This is a genomic window from Arthrobacter sp. KUASC02 (genome assembly GCF_059739395.1).
This window is the reverse complement of sequence record NZ_AP046053.1, coordinates 4,456,016-4,473,978: the sequence shown is the minus strand read 5'-3', so window position 1 is coordinate 4,473,978 and position 17,963 is coordinate 4,456,016. Positions and strand designations below refer to the sequence as shown.

At 66.3% G+C, this 17,963-nt stretch carries 17 protein-coding genes; 7 read left to right on the top strand and 10 right to left on the bottom strand.

All coding sequences use genetic code 11. The annotated features are described in order from the left end of the window. The first annotated feature begins 69 nt into the window (after positions 1 to 69). Positions 70 to 846: an SDR family NAD(P)-dependent oxidoreductase gene (locus AC6JAC_RS20575; protein ID WP_497966432.1), complete on the top strand. Its 777-nt coding sequence runs from the start codon at positions 70 to 72 to the stop codon at positions 844 to 846. Between the two features lie 9 nt (positions 847 to 855). Here AC6JAC_RS20575 and AC6JAC_RS20570 read toward each other — a convergent pair whose 3' ends face one another. Together AC6JAC_RS20570 and AC6JAC_RS20565 are read right to left on the bottom strand one after the other, a co-directional pair. Beyond that, entirely contained in the window at positions 856 to 1,920 is a 1,065-nt protein-coding gene (locus tag AC6JAC_RS20570; RefSeq protein ID WP_497966430.1) for an FUSC family protein, read from the bottom strand. A gap of 149 nt (positions 1,921 to 2,069) precedes the next feature. Beyond that, the gene (locus tag AC6JAC_RS20565) at positions 2,070 to 3,674 is read right to left on the bottom strand and encodes an MFS transporter (RefSeq protein WP_028270620.1); all 1,605 of its coding nucleotides are present in this window, start codon (positions 3,672 to 3,674) and stop codon (positions 2,070 to 2,072) included. Positions 3,675 to 4,177: 503 nt separating this feature from the next. On the opposite strand from AC6JAC_RS20565, the gene AC6JAC_RS20560 reads away from it, so the two are divergent. Then, positions 4,178 to 4,429: a hypothetical protein gene (locus tag AC6JAC_RS20560; protein WP_051628825.1), complete on the top strand. Its 252-nt coding sequence runs from the start codon at positions 4,178 to 4,180 to the stop codon at positions 4,427 to 4,429. A 76-nt stretch (positions 4,430 to 4,505) separates the two neighbouring features. Next, positions 4,506 to 4,760, top strand: coding sequence for a hypothetical protein (locus tag AC6JAC_RS20555; RefSeq protein WP_028270621.1), 255 nt, complete (start codon positions 4,506 to 4,508; stop codon positions 4,758 to 4,760). A gap of 171 nt (positions 4,761 to 4,931) precedes the next feature. Here the strand turns inward: AC6JAC_RS20555 and AC6JAC_RS20550 are convergent, their stop codons facing one another. Beyond that, entirely contained in the window at positions 4,932 to 7,517 is a 2,586-nt protein-coding gene (locus AC6JAC_RS20550) for an ATP-dependent DNA ligase (RefSeq protein ID WP_497966427.1), read from the bottom strand. Between the two features lie 40 nt (positions 7,518 to 7,557). On the opposite strand from AC6JAC_RS20550, the gene ku reads away from it, so the two are divergent. Continuing rightward, a complete protein-coding gene (gene ku / locus AC6JAC_RS20545) occupies positions 7,558 to 8,625 on the top strand; it encodes a non-homologous end joining protein Ku (RefSeq protein WP_497966425.1) in 1,068 nt (355 codons plus the stop codon). Between the two features lie 44 nt (positions 8,626 to 8,669). Here the strand turns inward: ku and AC6JAC_RS20540 are convergent, their stop codons facing one another. From AC6JAC_RS20540 to AC6JAC_RS20510, 7 genes are all read right to left on the bottom strand, one after another. Then, positions 8,670 to 8,936 carry a DUF7218 family protein gene (locus AC6JAC_RS20540; protein WP_028270624.1) on the bottom strand — a complete coding sequence of 89 codons (267 nt, stop codon included), beginning with the start codon at positions 8,934 to 8,936 and terminating at the stop codon, positions 8,670 to 8,672. A 2-nt stretch (positions 8,937 to 8,938) separates the two neighbouring features. Next, positions 8,939 to 9,562, bottom strand: coding sequence for an SRPBCC family protein (locus AC6JAC_RS20535; protein ID WP_454697407.1), 624 nt, complete (start codon positions 9,560 to 9,562; stop codon positions 8,939 to 8,941). A 298-nt stretch (positions 9,563 to 9,860) separates the two neighbouring features. After that, positions 9,861 to 10,139 carry an HPr family phosphocarrier protein gene (locus AC6JAC_RS20530; RefSeq protein ID WP_028270626.1) on the bottom strand — a complete coding sequence of 93 codons (279 nt, stop codon included), beginning with the start codon at positions 10,137 to 10,139 and terminating at the stop codon, positions 9,861 to 9,863. Positions 10,140 to 10,195: 56 nt separating this feature from the next. Then, a complete protein-coding gene (locus AC6JAC_RS20525; RefSeq protein WP_028270627.1) occupies positions 10,196 to 12,250 on the bottom strand; it encodes a PTS fructose transporter subunit IIABC in 2,055 nt (684 codons plus the stop codon). Between the two features lie 2 nt (positions 12,251 to 12,252). Then, positions 12,253 to 13,251, bottom strand: coding sequence for a 1-phosphofructokinase family hexose kinase (locus AC6JAC_RS20520; RefSeq protein ID WP_497966423.1), 999 nt, complete (start codon positions 13,249 to 13,251; stop codon positions 12,253 to 12,255). Beyond that, the gene (locus tag AC6JAC_RS20515; RefSeq protein ID WP_028270629.1) at positions 13,248 to 14,057 is read right to left on the bottom strand and encodes a DeoR/GlpR family DNA-binding transcription regulator; all 810 of its coding nucleotides are present in this window, start codon (positions 14,055 to 14,057) and stop codon (positions 13,248 to 13,250) included. Before AC6JAC_RS20515 ends, AC6JAC_RS20520 begins: the two co-directional genes overlap by 4 nt. 278 nt (positions 14,058 to 14,335) lie before the next feature. After that, positions 14,336 to 14,593, bottom strand: coding sequence for a DUF6458 family protein (locus tag AC6JAC_RS20510; protein ID WP_028270630.1), 258 nt, complete (start codon positions 14,591 to 14,593; stop codon positions 14,336 to 14,338). A 271-nt stretch (positions 14,594 to 14,864) separates the two neighbouring features. Here AC6JAC_RS20510 and AC6JAC_RS20505 point away from each other — a divergent pair, with 271 nt between their 5' ends. From AC6JAC_RS20505 to AC6JAC_RS20495, 3 genes are all read left to right on the top strand, one after another. Continuing rightward, the gene (locus AC6JAC_RS20505) at positions 14,865 to 16,085 is read left to right on the top strand and encodes a beta-ketoacyl-[acyl-carrier-protein] synthase family protein (RefSeq protein ID WP_497966421.1); all 1,221 of its coding nucleotides are present in this window, start codon (positions 14,865 to 14,867) and stop codon (positions 16,083 to 16,085) included. Between the two features lie 42 nt (positions 16,086 to 16,127). Next, entirely contained in the window at positions 16,128 to 16,745 is a 618-nt protein-coding gene (locus tag AC6JAC_RS20500) for an alpha/beta hydrolase (RefSeq protein ID WP_028270632.1), read from the top strand. Between the two features lie 157 nt (positions 16,746 to 16,902). Further along, positions 16,903 to 17,931 (top strand): LacI family DNA-binding transcriptional regulator, encoded by a 1,029-nt coding sequence (locus AC6JAC_RS20495; RefSeq protein WP_497966419.1) that lies wholly within the window; start codon positions 16,903 to 16,905, stop codon positions 17,929 to 17,931. The last annotated feature ends 32 nt before the right edge of the window (positions 17,932 to 17,963 follow it).

Sequence of the window (17,963 nt, the reverse complement as noted above, 5' to 3'; positions counted from 1 at the left end):
TGCCGTGAGGTGCCATCTCGGCGCCGGATAAGGGAGGCGCCGGGCGCACAGTGCCACTAGGCTTCTGCCATGACCGAACAAGTTCCCGGACCCACGGCCCTGATCACCGGCGCGACGGCGGGCCTTGGCGCCGAGTTTGCCCGCCAGCTCGCGGAACAGGGGCACCACCTGGTGCTGGTTGCACGCGATGCGGAGCGCCTGCGGGCCGCCGCGCACGAACTGGAGAACAACTACAGCATCACCGCCGAGGTGCTCTCCGCGGACCTGACCGACGACGCCGGGGTGGCCGCCGTCGTCGAACGCCTTTCCGACTCTTCACGGCCGGTAGAGATCCTGGTCAACAACGCCGGCATCGGGTTGCTGAAATCCTTCGACCAGAACAGCCTCGACGAGGAAAGCAGGCACCTGCGGCTGCATGTCCAGACGCCCATGGAACTGTGCCACGCGGCCCTGCAGGGCATGCTGGCGCGTCATTCGGGCAGGATCATCAACGTGGCCAGCGTCGCCGCCTTTGCGAACCGGGGGAGCTACTCGGCGGCGAAGGCCTGGCAGGTGAGCTTCAGCCGCTGGGCGAACCTGGCCTACGCCGGCAGCGGGGTCAAAGTCACGGCCGTGTGCCCGGGGTTCACCCACACCGAATTCCATGACCGGATGGGGATGGACAAAACCGTGGCCCCGCGGTGGCTGTGGCTGCACGCTGACCGGGTGGTCCGCGAGGGCCTGGCGGACAACGAACGCGGCCGCGCGGTGTCCATCCCCACCAAGCGGTACAAAGTGGTGGCCGCCGTGTCCCGGATGCTGCCCGCACGGTTTACTTCGGGCCCGGCGAAAAGGCCTGCAAAGTAGCCGCTGGGTTCAGCTGGGCGGTTGCCGGCGGACGGCCCGCCGGACCAGCACAATCACCAGGATGCCAACCACGGCTCCCACGACGGTTTCCACGGCTCGTTCCGTGATGAGGACGTAGGGGTCCGCCGGGGCGGCAAGTTGCGTCATCAGGAGGATGACGGGTGTGAAGGACACCATGGCGAGGCCGTAGTGCCTGGTCATAAAAAGTTCGGTGGTGAACTGGAAGATGATGACCAGGAGTGCCAGCACGGCGGCTTCAGCCCCCGGGAAAAACGTCAGCGGCGCCCACGGCACGGGAAGAAGTACGACGGCGACCAGCACCAGTCCGAGGAATGTCCCCACCATGCGGTGGAGGCCGCGGTGCACACTGCTGGGCAGGTCGGCACCGGCGAGGGGAACCGCGGCGGCAGCCATGGCCCAGTGCGGGTGGCCGCTGCCGCTGAGAACACCGATGGAGCCGGCAGTTCCCACTGCCAGGACGTAGCGCGCCGCATGGATCACGGCTGCCTGTCGCCGTACTCCGCTGAGCGGTGCGGCTGCCCGGACCGCTCCCGGCTGCCACTTCCGGCCACGGACCCAGCCGCCAAATCCAACGGCTATTGAAAACGCCGCGGAGGCGGCTGCGATGAGCAGCGCCGCGAACCAGGGAATGCTGGTGGTGACCGAGGCACAGGCACCGAGGGCCAGGATGCCGAAGAAAGGGCCGTTGGGCTTCAGGTTCACCCGGTCGGAGAACACCGAGCCGATGCCGGCCAGGACGGCTTCCACACCCACCAGCCACCAGGAGTGCAGGTGGTTGACTGACAGGAAGATGCCGACGCCAACGCCGCTGAGCAGGACCAGCGCGGCCTGGGCCTGATGGGTGAGGCGGAGCTGGTGGGGCTCGGAGCGTCCGTACATCCCGGTCAGGGCACCGAACACGGCGTAGATGATCAGGTCCGGGCGGCCGAAAACCAGGAGGGCGAGGGAGGGCACGGCCACGCTGACCGCCACACGCAGGGCGGACAAATGATCATTGTTGGCCGGGCCGAGGCTATGCAGGTCGCGGAGATGCCGCCGGAGGACGTGGGCCATGGGTACCTCCGGTCGGTCTCTTGTGCGTTCGTTCCGAGCGCTCTTCCTCAAAAAAGTCTGCCAGACGCGCGGAAGGCCTGCTTTGCACGCTGTCACAAAGGAACATCGTGCAAAGCAGGCCTCGTCGGCGGGGCAGCTGGGCTACAAGGCTAGGCCTTCGCAGGAACCTTTTCGGGTTCGCGCAGCTCGTCCTCAAACGGCAGGTCATCCAGGTTGATCAGCGGGTTCTCATCCTGGGTGGCCACCAGCTCCTGTGCCTCAGCCTTGGTGTCCACGCTGGGCATGGAGCCCGGCAGCGGACGGTTGGCCGATTCCTTCAGGAAGTAGATGGCTACAGCGCCGATGGCCGAGGTGGCCATCAGGTAGTAAGCGGGCATCATGTCGTTGCCGGTCGCCTTGATGAGCGCAGCCACGATGAACGGCGTGGTGCCGCCGAAGATCGCCACTGAGAAGTTGTAGGCAATGCCCATGGCGCTGTAACGGCTGGCCGTAGGGAACTGGGCCGGCAGCGCCGAGGCCAGGTTTGCCACATAGAAGGTGACCGGGAAGGCGATCAGTGACAGGCCGGCCAAGGTCGACCAGATGTCGCCGACGCCGATCAGGAGGAAGGCGGGCGCTGCCAGCACGATCGTGCTCACGGCACCGATCCACAGGACCGGACGGCGTCCGATGCGGTCCGAAAGCTTGCCGGTCAGCGGGATGCACAGGCTCATGACCACCAGCACGGGGATCGTCAGCAGCGTGCCGTGGACGGGGTCGTAGCCCTTGGCGTCGGTGAGGTACGTCGGCATGTAGGACGTCAGGGCGTAACCGGCGGTGTTTGCCGCGGCCACAAGGACCATGGCAACAATGATCGGGCGCCAGTTGGCCTTAACAACACCCACGGGGCCCTTGGCGGCAACGTCAGAGGACTTGGCTGCTTCCTTGCCGAGCTCTTCCTGGGCGTCCAGGGTTGCCTGGAACTGCGGGGACTCCTCAATCTTGCTCCGGAAGTACACCGCGATGAGGCCCAGCGGGCCGGCGAGCAGGAACGGAATACGCCAGCCCCACTCCTCCATGGCAGCCTGGCCCATGGTCAGCTGGAGGGCTGAGACGAGGGCGGCACCCATGGCAAAGCCGAGGTAGCTTCCCAGGTCAAGGAAGCTGGCGAAGAAGCCGCGGCGCTTGTCCGGGGCGTACTCGCTCACGAAGGTGGTGGCTCCGGCGTACTCGCCGCCGGTGGAGAAGCCCTGCACGATCTTCAGCAGCACCAGCAGGGCGGCCGCCCACAGTCCGATCTGCGCGTAGCCCGGGAGGAGGCCGATGGCGAAAGTACTCGCCGCCATCAGCATCAGGGTTGCTGCCAGGACCTTCTGGCGGCCCACTTTGTCACCGAACCAGCCGAAAATCACTCCGCCAAGGGGGCGGGCGATGAAGGTGGCGGCAAACGTGCCCAGCAGGAACAGCGTCTGCGTGGACGGATCGGATTCCGGCAGGAACACCGGACCCATGGTGGTGATCAGGTAGCCGAACACGCCGACGTCGTACCATTCCATGGTATTACCCACGATGGTTCCGCCGAGCGCTTTCTTAAGCATCGGCTTGTTGACGACGTTGACATCGGAGACTTTGAGTCTGCGGCGAGGCAATAGCCTCGACTTCTTGGCGCTTTGGGGCGCCGCGCCCGGGGGCACACTTCCTGGCAAAATATTATCGGTTCCGCGGGCGTTGTTCGCGCCTGCTGAAGAGTCGGTCATGCTTCGGTCTGTGGGCATTTGGGCTTCTCCTATGGAGGTCATTTGCTTGCGACTTGTAGCTGCCCCGCTCTGGGCAGGCTTTCAATTTTACGCGATTTCCATGGTGTTTCCGAGTTCGGTGGCGTATGATCTGGGGTTTCAAGGGCAGAACGGCGGCCTGAACCCAAGCTATTTTGCGCCGTTTCACCGCGCCAGCACTGGAATCTGCGGATTTTCCGCATCGTTACCAAACCTTTTTCGGCCAGCGGCCCATAAAGCACCCAAATTCGCCGAATAATACCCTTCAGCCCACACCTGCCAAGTGATGCGGGCGGGGCACGAATCCATCCGAACCGGGGGTTCCCAACCGGCCGGAACACTGCCTAAGGTTGACCCATGGGAACACTGATCTTCGGATAGGCCGGCGGCCGGCCGCCAGCGGTGTTCCTGCTGGCCTGTCCGCCCGCACCATTCACCAGCAAACAAAGCTCGTTGAGGCGTACTTCCGAGCTATCCGTTTCCGTCATACAAGGAGTGCTTCCATGACCCACAAAGACAACACCCAGGGCGCCGAACCGAAATCGGGCGCGGACACAGACCCGGACACAGAATCGCGGGAGGCCGGATCGCCGGAGGCCGGCCAGGGCATCAAGTCCCGGCTGACGGATGCCCAGAAGGAAATGCTGGCCAGCAAGTCCCGTGGCGGCGCCGGGTCGCAGAGCGTTTCGCACGGCCACAAACCCACGCATGCCAGCGGCAAGCAAGGCCCTGCCCAGAAAAAAGTCCGCTGGTAGGTACTGCAGACAAGCCGTAACCGCAGACCTAATATTGGTGGACGCTTCATTTCAACGAGGAAAGGAAGAGCACAAAATGGCTGAGAAAAATCCTGGGGGACAGCTCGAACCGGAGCTTGCCAGTCACTTGGCGGAGTCAATGGACGAGGCGCCCGCGCCCGAGATGCCAGCTCCCGCGGGCCCCGTCAACGGCGGCCGGCAGTGGCCGGATGGCAACGGCAAGCGGCGTCATCCGAAGGAACGCGGCACCGCCCACGGCCGGATGGGCCATGAGGCAGCAGTGACCGCAGTCCACCGGACCGGCCGGCCGCAGATGCCGCACTCCTCCTAGACGGAATCCCCAAAAGACGGAATCCCGAATACCAACCCGGGGCCGGGCGACACCCAAAACGGGTTCCGCCCGGCCCTTCCCGTGTTTCGGTTAGCTCTGGTTTCCCGTGTTCCTGTTCCGGTCTGTCCGAATCCGGGATTTCCTGAATCCCGGCTTACTGCGCCCCGGGCGTCAGCCGGATTCGGCCACGACGTCGTCGGCGTTCTTGTCCAGTCGCCAGCCGCGCCACACCGGGTGCCGCAGCTTCCCGCCGCCGGTCCATTCCCCGAAGGTCACTTCGCCCACCAGTTCGGGACTGACCCAGTGCGCGTCGGAGGCATCGGCGGCAGGGACGTCGGTGAAAGGCGAGGTCTTCCTCGCCAGCGTGTCCATCTGGAGCCGCAGCTCCGTCAGCTCCCGGTCGCTGAATCCGCTGCCCACGCGGCCCACAAACCGCAGCGTGCCGCCGTCGGGGATGCCCACCAGCACTGAGCCCACGGAGCTGTTCCGGGACCCCCTGCCGGGGCGCCAGCCGCCCACCACCACTTCCTGGGTGCGCTCGAACTTCAGCTTCAACCAGGACCGGCTGCGGTCGCCGCTGACATAGCGTCCGTTAAGGCGTTTGGCCATGATCCCTTCAAGCCCCAGTTCCCGGGCGCTTTCCAGGATGTGCTCCACATCGTCGTCCAGGACTTCGGACAGGTGCACGGGGCAACCGGACGGCCAATCCAACTGCTCCAGCCGCACCCTGCGCTTCCGGAGAGGCAGCCTGCGGAGGTCCTCGCCGGCGTCGGAGAGCAGGTCGAACACCATCAGCCGGACGGGCGTCCCCGCCCGGGCCCTGGCGACGTCGGCCGCTTTGGTCAGTTTCATCCGCGTCTGCAGCAGCCCGAAATCGGGCCGCCCGGAGGGCCCGACGGCGACGATCTCGCCGTCGGCGGTGAAGTCCTGCTCCGGCCAGCAGGCGCTGTCGGTCAGCTCCGGGTAGCTGGCGGACACGTCGTTCCCGTTCCGGCTGATGAGCCGGATCCGGTCGGCGTCGCGGATGATGAGTGCCCGGACGCCGTCCCATTTCAGTTCGAACTGCCAGTCCAAGCCACGAAGGTCGGCCGGGGTCCCGGCGCTAGCCAGCATTGGCAAGAAAACAGGCGGGGCATCAGATGAAGGCGAGGGTGCGGGCGGCGGCCCGTCCTCCTCCTGTGCTTCTTTCCGGGTGCTTGAGCCGGCAGCAGCGCCTGGCGCTGGCGGGGCAGCGTGCCCCTTGCGGTCCATCAGGTGGATCAGCCACTGCGCTTGTTCCGGCCGTTGGGAGGCGTCGCTGTCCCGGGAGGTCCGGATCAGCGCGAACCTCTTGGTACCGCCCAGGCCGCCGCCTTCAGACCCCGTGAGGGTGGCAATGACTTCCTTGCCCGCGATCCATTTGTCGCATTCGTAGTAGCCGTGGTCCCAGATGCTGACGCTCCCGGCGCCGTACTGGCCCTTGGGGATGGTGCCCTCGAAATCGAGGTAGTCCATCGGGTGGTCCTCGGTCTGGACCGCGAGGTGGTTCTGCGCCCCGGTGACGGGCACGCCCTTCGGAAGCGCCCAGGACACCAGCACGCCGTCCCGCTCCAGCCGGAAATCAAAGTGCAGCCGGCTGGCATGGTGCTCCTGGATCACAAACCGTTCCCTGATGGTGCCGGCGGCGGGGTCCGCCCGGAGCCGGTCCGCACTGAACGGCTCCGGTGTCCCTTCCGGATCCCGCATCGAGCGGTACTTCTCCAGCCTCGGGTCGGTGCTGCCGCCGTCGGGCGTTCCGCCGCCGCGGTGCCCGCTGGTGCCCTGCCCGCCGGTGCCGTGCCCGTGGCTGCCGGAACCCCCGCCGTCGGGATGGCCCTGCACATGGCCGCCGCCTGCGGAAACCCCTGCGAACGGGTCCTTGCCGTCCTTGACCCGCCGCATAACCTCCTTGTAGTCCAGCTGCTTCAGTGCGGGGGACGCCAGCTCCCGCCAGGTGCGCGGCGCGGCCACGGTGGGCCGGAGCCGGCCGCGGAGTGAGTACGGCACGATGGTGGTCTTGGCAGCGTTGTTCTGGCTCCAGTCCACCAGCACCTTGCCGGTGCGGAGCGCCTTCTTCATGTCGCTGACGGCAAGGTCCGGGTGGTCAGCTTCCAGGGCGCGGGCAAGTTCGTGGGCGAACTCGGAAATCTGCTCCGAGCCCTGTGTGCCGTCGAGGCCGGCATACAGATGGATGCCCTTGCTGCCGCTGGTCACCGGCACAAGGTCCAGGCCGACGTCCTTCAGGATGGCGCGGGCCAGCCGTGCCACTTCGGCGCACTCGGCCAGCCCGGCGCCCTCGCCGGGGTCAAGGTCCAGCACCAGCCGGTCGGGGTTCATGGGATTGCCGTGCGGGTCCACGCGCCACTGCGGGACGTGGATTTCCAGCGAGCCCATCTGGGCCAGCCAGACCAGGGTGGCGGCGTCGTTGACCAGCGGGTACTGGTTGGTGCGCTCCTTGTGCCGGATCGAGGCGCGCGGAATCCAGCCGGGCGTGGAGTCCTCCAGGTTCTTCTGGAAAAACATCTCGCCCGGCGCCTCGGCGGTGCCCACCCCGTTCACCCAGCGCTTGCGCGTGGCGGGCCGGTTCACTGCGGCGGGGATCAGGACCGGCGCTACGGCGGTGTAATACGACAGGACGTCGGCTTTGGTGGTTCCCGTCTCCGGGTACATCACCTTGTCCAGGTTGGTGACCACCAGTTCGCGGCCCTGGATCCGGACACGTTCCCTACTGCCGGCCAAAAGTCTTCACCTCCGGGCAACTCTGATGTTCACTTGATCCATGAGAGCCATCTGGAAAGGCGCTATCGCATTTGGGCTGGTCAACGTGCCGGTCAAGGTCTACAGCGCCACGGAGGATCACGACATCGGGCTCCACCAGGTCCACGGCGCCGACGGCGGGCGCATCCGGTACCAGCGCCGCTGTGAAGTCTGCGGCGAGATCGTGGACTATGCGGACATCGACAAGGCCTACGAGGAGGACGGCCGCACGGTGATCCTCACCCGGGACGAGCTCAAGTCCATCCCGGCGGAGAGCAGCCACGAGATCGAGGTGGTCCAGTTCGTGCCGTCCGAGCAGCTCGATCCCATGATGTTTGAGAAGAGCTATTACCTGGAACCGGATTCCAAATCCCCGAAGGCGTACGTCCTCCTCCGCCGGGCGCTGGAGGACACTGACCGTGTGGCCGTGGTCCAGTTCGCCCTCCGGGAGAAGACCCGGCTCGGCGCTTTGCGGATCAAGGACGACGTCCTGGTTCTGCAATCGCTGCTGTGGGCGGACGAAGTCAGGGAACCGGCTTTCCCCGCCCTGGAAACCACCGTCCGGATCTCCGCCCAGGAACGGGAGATGTCCGCGGCCCTGGTTGACTCCATGGCCGGGGATTTTGAGCCCGGCCAGTTCACCGACGACTACCAGGTGCAGCTCCGCAAACTCATCGACGCAAAGATCGAGCAGGGCGAGTCCCTGGACACGGAAAAGACGTTCGGTGCCGAGGCAGCCGAGACCGGGCAGGGTGAAGTTATCGACCTCATGGAAGCACTCAAGCGAAGCCTGGAAAAGAAGCGGAGCGGCGGCGCGGCCAAGGCTGCGGGCGGATCCGGGGCGGCTGACAGCGACGACGCCGACACTGACGACGCCGACACTGACGAAGCTCCCGTAAAAACCACACGCGCCAAGGCCTCTACCGCCCGCCCGAAGACGACGGCTGCCAAGACTCCCGCCAAGACTCCGGCCAGGACGACGGCCACCAAGACGGCCGCTGCCAAGGCTCCCGCCACGACGGCCAGCAAGGCGGCTGCGGCGGAACCTGCGGCCAAGGAACCGGCGAAGAGCAGGCGTAAAAGGGCCTGACTCTGCGGTGCACTGGCCGGTTCGGTAGCCCATTGCTGACGCGGTCAGGAGTTCCTGAGAGCTGAGATGAGCTCACTTTTCTTCTTGGCAGAGTAACCCTTCAGCCCTATTTCCTTGGCTTTGGCTTTGAGCCGGGCCACCGTCCAATCCTCGTAGTCGCCGGCTTTGCCGCCCTTGCGGCCCACTGCGGAGCGTCCCCTCTGTGCGGCGGCGTTGGAAATCCGGGCGGCCTTTTGTTTCGAGGCGCCGTCCTCGCGCAGTTCCTCGTACAGTTCCGGGTCCTTGAGGCTGGGGTTCTTTTTCTCAGGCATGGTCAGCTCGGATCTGATGGTTCGGCGTCGTCAATGAAAGGGTCCACCCCGGCCGGACGCTGCGGCGAAGGCGTGGGTGCATGCGGCGGCTGCGGGGATGCGTGGTGCAGGTGTGCGTGGTGCGCCGGGGCGTTCGCCGCAAAGCCTGCCTCCTCCTCGGTTTCTTCCACTTCTCCGTGGTCCACGGCAGAACGCCAGGCGCCCGTTTCAATGCCGCGTGATTCGATGAAGTGCTTGAACCGCTTGAGATCGGCACTGATCCGGTGGCTGACCGCGCCCACTGCCGAGCCGGCTTTCTCCACCAGCCCCTCCGGCTCCCACTCCACTGCCACGGTGACCCGGGAGTGCTCCGGCCCGAGGGATTCAAAAGTGACCTCACCGGCGTTGCGCGGCTTGTCCGTGCTGACCCAGGCGATCCGCCGGTCCGGCAGTTGCTCGGTGATCTGCGCGTTGTACTCGCGCCTGACTCCAGCGATGTCCGTCCGGAAATGCAGGGAGGTCTCGTCGATCTGTTCGACGGACTCCACGCCCTTCATGAACTCGGGGAATGATTCGAACTGGGTCCATTGGTTGTAGGCGGTGGACACGGGAACATCCACCTCGATGGTTTCCTGCAGGGTAGCCACTGTCTCATCCTCTTTCAGCCCGGGGTCATGCCCCGAATGGGTCTGTTGAACGGCGTGTCGCCACGTTGTCCACGCTAACGGGGCCGTCAGGCAAAAACAAGGAATGTACTAAGCCGGCTTAGTTAAGCCTGCCCGGAGCTAAACCGGGAGCTAAACAGTGAGCTAAATGGTGAACGAAACCGGGGAGTTAAATGCAGCAGCCGGCCCGTGCGCCGCGTGCCCGTCAAAGGGGCCGTGGCGCAGCGAGCCGGCTGCTGGTTGCCGTACCGGAAGCGGGCTGTACTAGCCCGCCATGCCGCTACTCGGCGTCGTGATCGGTTTCCAGGATCTGGACCAGGTGGTCCAGCGCGGTGTCGGCGCCGTCCCCCTCGGCACGGAGGACCACAACGTCGCCGTGCGAGGCGCCCAGGCTCATGAGGGACAGGATGCTGGCGGCGTCCATGGCCTCGTCAGCCGGTTCGCCCTGGCGGGCAATGGTGATCTCGTGCGGGTACTCGCCGGCTGCCTCGGCAAAGATGGCTGCGGGGCGGGCGTGCAGGCCCACGCGGCTGGCGATGGTGGCGGTGCGTTCGAACATGTGTGCTCCTTGGTGATCAGGTCGAGACAGGTGGTTGGTCAGAATACCGAACCGGGTCAGACAGTTACTGGAACCGGCTCCACGGTATCAACGGACTTGCGGACGGCCCAGCGCTTGAGGGCGATCACCGCCAGGGCGGTGATGACGGTGCCCACGAGGATCGACACAACGAACATCACGAAGTTGTCGATCGCGAAGAAGACGAAGAGGCCGCCGTGCGGTGCCTTCGATCCGACGCCCGCTGCCATCGAGATGGCGCCGGTCACGGCACCGCCGAGCATGCTGGCGGGGATGACGCGGAGCGGATCGGCTGCGGCGAACGGGATGGCGCCTTCGGAAATGAAGGACGCTCCCAGCAGCCAGGCGGCCTTGCCGTTTTCACGCTCGGCCAGGCTGAATCGCTTCTTGTCCAGGACGGTGGAGGCGAGGGCCATGGCCAGCGGCGGAACCATGCCCGAGGCCATGACGGCTGCCATGATCTGCCACGGGGCCTGGTTGTCCAGGGTTGCGGCGCCCAGGCCGGCCACGGCGAACGAGTAGGCAACCTTGTTGACCGGTCCGCCGAGGTCGAAGCACATCATGAGGCCCAGGATGACACCCAGTGCGATGGCGCTGGCGCCGGTGAGGCCGGAGAGCCAGCCGTTCAAGCCCTTGGTGATTGCGACGATCGGAGCACCCAGGATCAGGAACATCAGGCCGGAAGCGACCAGGGAGGCCACCAGCGGGATGATCACCACGGGCATCAGGCCGCGCAGCCAGCGGGCCACCTGGATCTGGCCGATGGAGTGGGCGATGTAGCCGGCCAGGAGGCCGCCCACGATACCGCCGAGGAAGCCTGCACCCATGAACCCTGCCACGGCGCCGGCCACAAAGCCCGGTGCGATGCCCGGGCGGTCGGCGATGCCGTAGGCGATGTAACCGGCCAGGGCGGGGACCAGGAAGCCGAGGGAGAGGGCACCGATCTTGAAGAGCACGGCACCGAGGTAGGCGCCGAGCGGGCCCCAGGCGTTTTCAGGGTATTCGGTGGGCAGGTTGAAGATGCTGTTGTCCACCACAATGACGTCGGCGAACTGGGTGATCAGGTAGCCGCCCATCAGGAAGCCCAGGGCGATCAGCAGGCCGCCGCCGGCCACGAACGGAATCATGTAGCTGACGCCCGTGAGGAGCGCCTTCTTCAGCTTCTGGCCGATGTGCTCGCCCTTTTCGGTGGCTTCTGCCTCAGCCTGCTCCTCGGCGCCGAAGTGCGGTACGCGGCGGGCATTGGGGTTGTCTGCCGCGGCCAGCGCTTCCTGCACCATCTTGTCCGGTTCGTCGATGCCGCGCTTGACGGGTGCGTTGATGACCGGCTTGCCGGCAAAGCGCTCCTTGCCGCGGACGTCCACGTCCACCGCGAAGATCACGGCGTCGGCGGCTGCGATCACCGCGGGGTCCAGCGGCTTGGCGCCGGAGGAGCCCTGGGTTTCCACCTGCAGGTCAACGCCGACTTCCTTGGCCGCGGCAACCAGTGAATCGGCCGCCATGTAGGTGTGGGCGATGCCCGTGGGGCACGCCGTCACGGCCACCAGGCGCTTGGGGCCGCCGGACTTGGCGCCGGTTGCGGCGCCGGCAGACGGTGCGGCCGCTGCGGCTGCTGCTGCGGGCTCGGCAGCGGCGGCCGGCTTGTCGGCCAGGGCGCCCTCGACGAGTTCGACGATATCGGCCTGGGTGGTGGCGGCGCGCAGGGAAGCGGTGAAGTCCTTTTTGATCAGCGAGCGGGCCAGCTTGGACAGGAGCTTCAGGTGCTCCTGGTCCGCGCCTTCGGGGGCTGCGATGAAGAAGATCAGGTCCGCCGGGCCGTCCTTGGCGCCGAAGTCCACGGGCTGGGACAGCCGGGCCATGGCCAGGGTGGGCACCGTCACCGCGGTGGAACGGCAGTGCGGAATGGCAATTCCGCCGGGCACGCCGGTGGCGGTCTTGGATTCGCGGGCAAAGGCGTCCGTGAAGAGGCCTTCGGCTTCGGTGGCGCGTCCGGTGGCGGCAACCCTGCCGGCCAGATGGCGGATCACGTCCTCGGGCGAATTGCCCAGGTTCTGGTCTAGCTCGACCAGATCAGTAGTAATGAGCTGAGTCACTGTCAGTCCTTCCGGAGGGCCGTGATGGTTACGGCATCAGGGGTGGTTTGGTGGACCGCCGGGACTGTGGAGCCCGGCAGGGAGGCGGCAGCGGCACCATGTGCCACGGCCTGACGGAGGCAGTCGGCCGGGGCGGCGCCCTGGCTGGAGGCGAGCAGGTAGCCGGCAAGGGAGGAATCTCCCGCACCGACAGTGCTGACCGCCTTGACCGGCGGGTGCGTGGCCAGCCACGCGCCGTCGGCCGTCACTAGTACCGCACCCTTGGAACCGAGCGTTGCCAGCACGGCACCTACACCGGAACGCACGACGGCGGCGGCGGCTGCCGCGGCAGCCTCCGGATCCGCTTCCAGTTCGTCAGCGGTGGACGCCGTGGCGAAACCGGCTGCGGCAGCCAGTTCAGCCAGTTCTTCGGCGTTGGGCTTGAGGAGGTCCGGCATGCCCGACGCATCGCCCGAGAGGGCGGCGGCGAGGGGCGCGCCGGACGAGTCGACGGCGATGAGCGGAGCCGACTGTGTTGTGCCGTTGCCGGCGCTTGTGGAGCGAAGCCGCCGGGTGACGGTGGCATAAAAGTCGGCCGGGACTCCGGGTGGGAGCGAGCCGGCGAGGACAACCCAGCTGGCACCGCGGGAACGCTCCAGCAGCAGCCCGATCAGGGCTTCCTGCTGCTCTTCGCTCAGTACCGGGCCGGGTTCGTTGATTTTGGTGGTGACGCCGTCCGGCTCCGTGAGCGCCACGTTGGTGCGCAACGGTTCGTGGATGGCGAGGGCGGCGAAGGGGACGCCGCCGTCACGAAGACCCGCCAGGACCGGATCGGAGTCGCCGCCGGGGAGGACGGCCACGGTTTCCAGTCCGGAGGCCACCAGGGCGCGGGAGACGTTGACGCCTTTCCCGCCGGACTCCTGGCGGACGGAGACGGCCCGCTGTACTTCGCCGCGGAGCAGCGGCGAGGGCAGGGCTACGGTGCGGTCGAGGCTCGGGTTCGCGGTGAGGGTGACAATCACGCGATCACCACGTCCACGCCGGCGTCAGCAAGCGCCGCCGCCAGTTCCGGGCTGGGTTCACTGTCTGTAATCAAGGTGTCCAGATCTTTCAACGAGGCGAACTGGACCAGCGTTTCGGCATCCAGCTTGGACGAATCGGCCAGCACCACAATGCGGCGTGCCGATTGGACGAAGGCCGCTTTGACGGCGGCTTCTTCAGGATCGGGGGTGCTCAGCCCGAAGGCCGAGTGGATTCCGTTGGCGCCGATGAAGGCGATGTCCGGACGGATTCGGTGGGCCGCGTCCACGGTGGACTGGCCCACGGCAGCCTGGGTGAGGCCGCGGACCCGGCCACCCAGCAGGTGGAGGGCGATTCCCGGCTCACCGGCGAGCTTGGCGGCGATGGGGATCGCGTGGGTGATGACCACGAGTTCGTTCTCCGCGCCGGAGTCGGGGGCGGCCGAGGGGTCGGACAGGCGCAGGGCGATCAGGTCGGCCAGCGCTTCAGTGGTTGAGCCGGCGTCCACCAGGATGCTGCCTGCCGGATTTTGCGGAATGAAAGCAAGGGCGGCCTCGGCGATGCGCAGCTTTTCCGGCTGCCGCTGCACGGTCCGTTCCAGGATGCTTTCCTCGGTGGTGCTGATCCGGTCCGGGGCGACGGCGCCGCCATGGACCCGGCGTACCGTACCGGCGGCTTCCAGTGCAGCGAGGTCCCGCCGGACGGTTTCGGTGGTGATGTTGAAGCGCTCGGCAAGCGCAGTGACGCTGGCCCGGCCGCTTTCGGCGACTAGACCCGCGATCAGCTGTTGGCGCTCCTCGGCGAACACTTACCCTCCATTGCGTAAATACTGCTGGTATTCCTGGTGCTGGCTGGTGCGACCGGCTTCCGTGACTGCCATCACACGATGTTGAATTGCTTGACTTTATCTTTGTTCCTGTTGGTTTGTCAATGAAAACAACACGAACGCAGATTCCGGTGTGGTGTTAGACGGCGAAAGCCGGGCCCGACCGTGTTGGTCTGGCCCGGCTCCCGGGATACTCATGGTGCGGCTCGCCTGTGTCCGTGAACAACTTCCCGCGGACGGAGGCGACCGGAAGGTCATGGCTAGAGGCTGCCGTCCCGGCTCTCATTGCGGACAATCCGCTCGCCGGTGTTCGGGTCCACCACCGAACGGGTTTCGCTCACCCGCCGGGTGCGCCCCGGCGAGGCCAGCACCAGCGATGCGATCAGGCCGATAACGCCGACGGCCATGAGGATATACCCGATCAGGGTCTGGTCTACATAGGGGATGAGGCCGGGGGTGATGGCCCAGGCCAAGATGGCACCGATGGCGATAAGGAAAATGGAGGAACCGATTCTCATGACTTGCTCCTAGCTGTCCGGGGGACCTGCGGGCAAAAAGACGTGCGGCAAACTTGATCAGCATGCTGTCTAGCGACAGGCTACAGCCCGTTTCCCGCTGTTTCAATGAACCCGAAGGCGCGCGCCGGAGCCGTGTCACAGTCGTTATTTACCGGGATGTTGCCTGCGGAGGGAAGTAACACCGGCGGCCGGAGGTGTGCCGCGCGTACTGTGGATTGCGCACGCGGAACACAGCGCGCAGCGTCCACAGACCCCAGGAGCAGTGTTACCCATGTCTGAACAAGTCCCCGCGGTAGTAGTCACCGGCCTGGGAGCAGTGACCCCCGTCGGCTCGACCGCCGGCGAAACATGGGACGCGCTCCTGGCCGGACGTTCCGGGATTGTGGCCCTTGACGACGGCTGGTCAGAGGGGCTCCCCGTACGCATCGCCGGACGCGTTTCGGTGGACGTTCAGTCACTGCTGTCCACTTTGGAATACAAAAGGATGGACCGCTGCGGCCACCTGGCACTTATCGCCGCGCGCGAGGCCTGGGCGCACGCCGGGCGGCCGGAGGTTGACCCGGAACGGCTCGCCGTCGTGATCGGTTCCGGCTATGGGGGCCTGAACACCACCCTTGAGCAGACCCGGACCCTGGACGGGAAGGGGCCCCGCCGGGTCTCCCCGCACACGCTGACCCGGATCATGGTGAACGGACCTTCGGCGTGGGTCTCCATTGACGTCGGAGCCCGCGGCGGGGCGCGGACTCCCGTCAGCGCCTGCGCCTCCGGGGCCGAAGCGATCTCGCAGGCGGCCGATATGATCCGCAGCGGGGCTGCCGACGTGGTGATCGCCGGCGGAGTGGACTCCTGCATCAACGGCCTGACCATCAGCGGGTTCTCGCAGATCAGGGCCCTCTCCACCCGCAACGACAGCCCGCAGGCCGCCTCCCGGCCCTTCGACCGGGACCGCGACGGCTTCGTCATGGCCGAGGGCGCCGGGATCGTGGTGCTGGAGAGCGGGGACCACGCCCGTTCCCGCGGGGCAGAAGTGCTCGGCGTGATCGCAGGCAGCGCCGTCACCTCCGACGCCGTGGACATCGTGGCGGCCGATCCCGCCATGCAGCGCCGCGTCCTGCAGAAAGCCATTGCCGCGGCCGGACTCACCGGGGCGGACATCGGCTTCGTGCACGCCCACGCCACGTCCACTCCCGTGGGGGACCGGCTCGAAGCGGAAGCCATCGGCGCCGTCGTCGGACTTTCCGTTCCCGTCACGTCCACGAAAAGCCTCACGGGGCACCTGCTGGGCGGGGCCGGGGCGCTCGGCGCCATCGTCACCATCCAGGCGCTGCGTACCGGCGCCATCCCGGGGACCCTCAACCTCGACAACCCGGACCCGGACATCCACCTGAACATCGTTTCGGAGACAACCACGGGGCCGGCCGCGAAGGCCGGCATTGCCAACGCCTTCGGATTCGGCGGCCACAGCGCTTCGCTGGTTATCACCGCAGGCTGAGGCCTGCCGCCGGGACCGCCGGCGGAAAGTTAGGCTGTTGCGATGGAGACAGTCGTATGGTCCAGGCCGGAGAACCAGCGCGCCGGCACACCGCTGCTGGTGATGATGCACGGCTACGGCACGGACGAAGTGCGCATGTCGGACCTGTTCGGGCAGCTGCCGCCCGAGTTCACCTGTGCCGCCCTGCGCGCGCCCAAAGTGATCGGCGATGACTACGGCTGGTTCCTGCTGGACTATTTCCTGACCCATGACTTCGCCGACGTCATTTCGGTCAGCAACAAGGTGTTCGACTGGATCAACTCCGTCAAGGCGCAGCACAGCAGCGTGAGCCTGCTGGGCTTCTCGCAGGGCATGGCCATGGCCAGCACGCTGCTGCGGCTCCGGCCCCACGACTTCCGGGCTGTGGTGGGGTTGTCCGGATTCGTCCTGGACAACGAACTGCTGGCCATGAGCGAATCGTTCGACGCCAAGCCGCCGTTCTTTTGGGGCCGGGACAAGGCTGACCTGGTGATCAACGACGACGCCGTGGAGCACACGGCTGATTGGCTGAACCGGAACACGCAGCTGACGGCGCGCACCTACCCGGGCATGGGGCACACCATTTCCAAGGCGGAGATGGTGGATGTGAGCGCCTTCCTGCGCCACTACGTCCTGCGCTGAGGGACCAAGCGCGCGCGTCGTTTCCCCCGGAAGCCCGAAATAATCCGCACCCGCAGGTAAAACCAGTTGCGCGCTAAATTTGTAAGCGCTTACACTCTTCTTCGGCCATGTATCGGGCCCACGACTTCCGAAGAAGAAAGGGCTGAGCCCGTGTTGCATGGCTAAAGCACCGCGCGTGACCATCCAGGACGTTGCCGCATTGTCGGGGCTGTCCATCTGTACCGTTTCCCGTGCGCTGCGCGGGCTGCCCAACGTTTCGGACACTGCCCAGCTGAAGGTGGCGGACGCCGCCACCAAACTCGGCTACAGGGCCTCATCGGCGGCATCGCGCCTGGCCGGCGGCACCACCGGGTCCGTGGCCATCATCGCGCCCACTGCCACGGCGTGGTTTTTCACCCAGGCCGTGGAGGCTGCCGAGGAAGTCTTCGCTGACAGCGGCTTCGACACCATGCTGATCAGCCTGCGCAACACCCCCAGCGTGCACCGCAAGGTCTTCGGCGACCTTGACGCGTTGTCGCAGCGCGTGGACGGGGTGCTGCTGCTGAACATTGCCCTCAGCCGCGGCGAAATCGATGCGCTGGCGTCCTCCGGGCTGGCCGTGGCCAGCGTGGGCATGCACAACGTTCCCTGGGACAACGTGGGAATCGACAACGAGGACGCGGCCTGGAAGGCTACCGACCACCTCCTGGGCCTCGGACACTGGGACCTGGCCATTCTCTCCGGCCGTGAATCGGGGGAGCGCTCGGTGGTCACGGCCACGGACCGCCTCAACGGATTCCGGCGGGCGCTGGCCGAGCACCACCTGACCGTGGACCCGGACCTGGTGATGGACGCCGGGTCGAGCATCGAGGGCGGCCGCCGGGCCATGACCGAGCTCATCGAAAACCGCAGGATGCCCTCCGCGATTTTCGCCGGCTGCGACGAAACTGCCTTCGGCGCACTCATGGCCCTGCGCGAGCTCGGTTTGTCAGCGCCGAAAAACGTGTCCATCATAGGTATAGACGATCATCAGATGAGTTGGTTCCTCGGGCTGAGCACCATAGCGCAGCCGGTAGCCGATCAGGGCGCCTTCGCAGCCAACCTGCTGATCGAAGGACTCCAACGTCCGGGGCCGTTGAACGCCCCCGCCAGCCACGTGCTGGATACCAAGCTTATTGAACGCAAGAGCACGCGCCGGAAGCGTTGAGCGCACGCACCGAGCCACCCAACACCGAATAG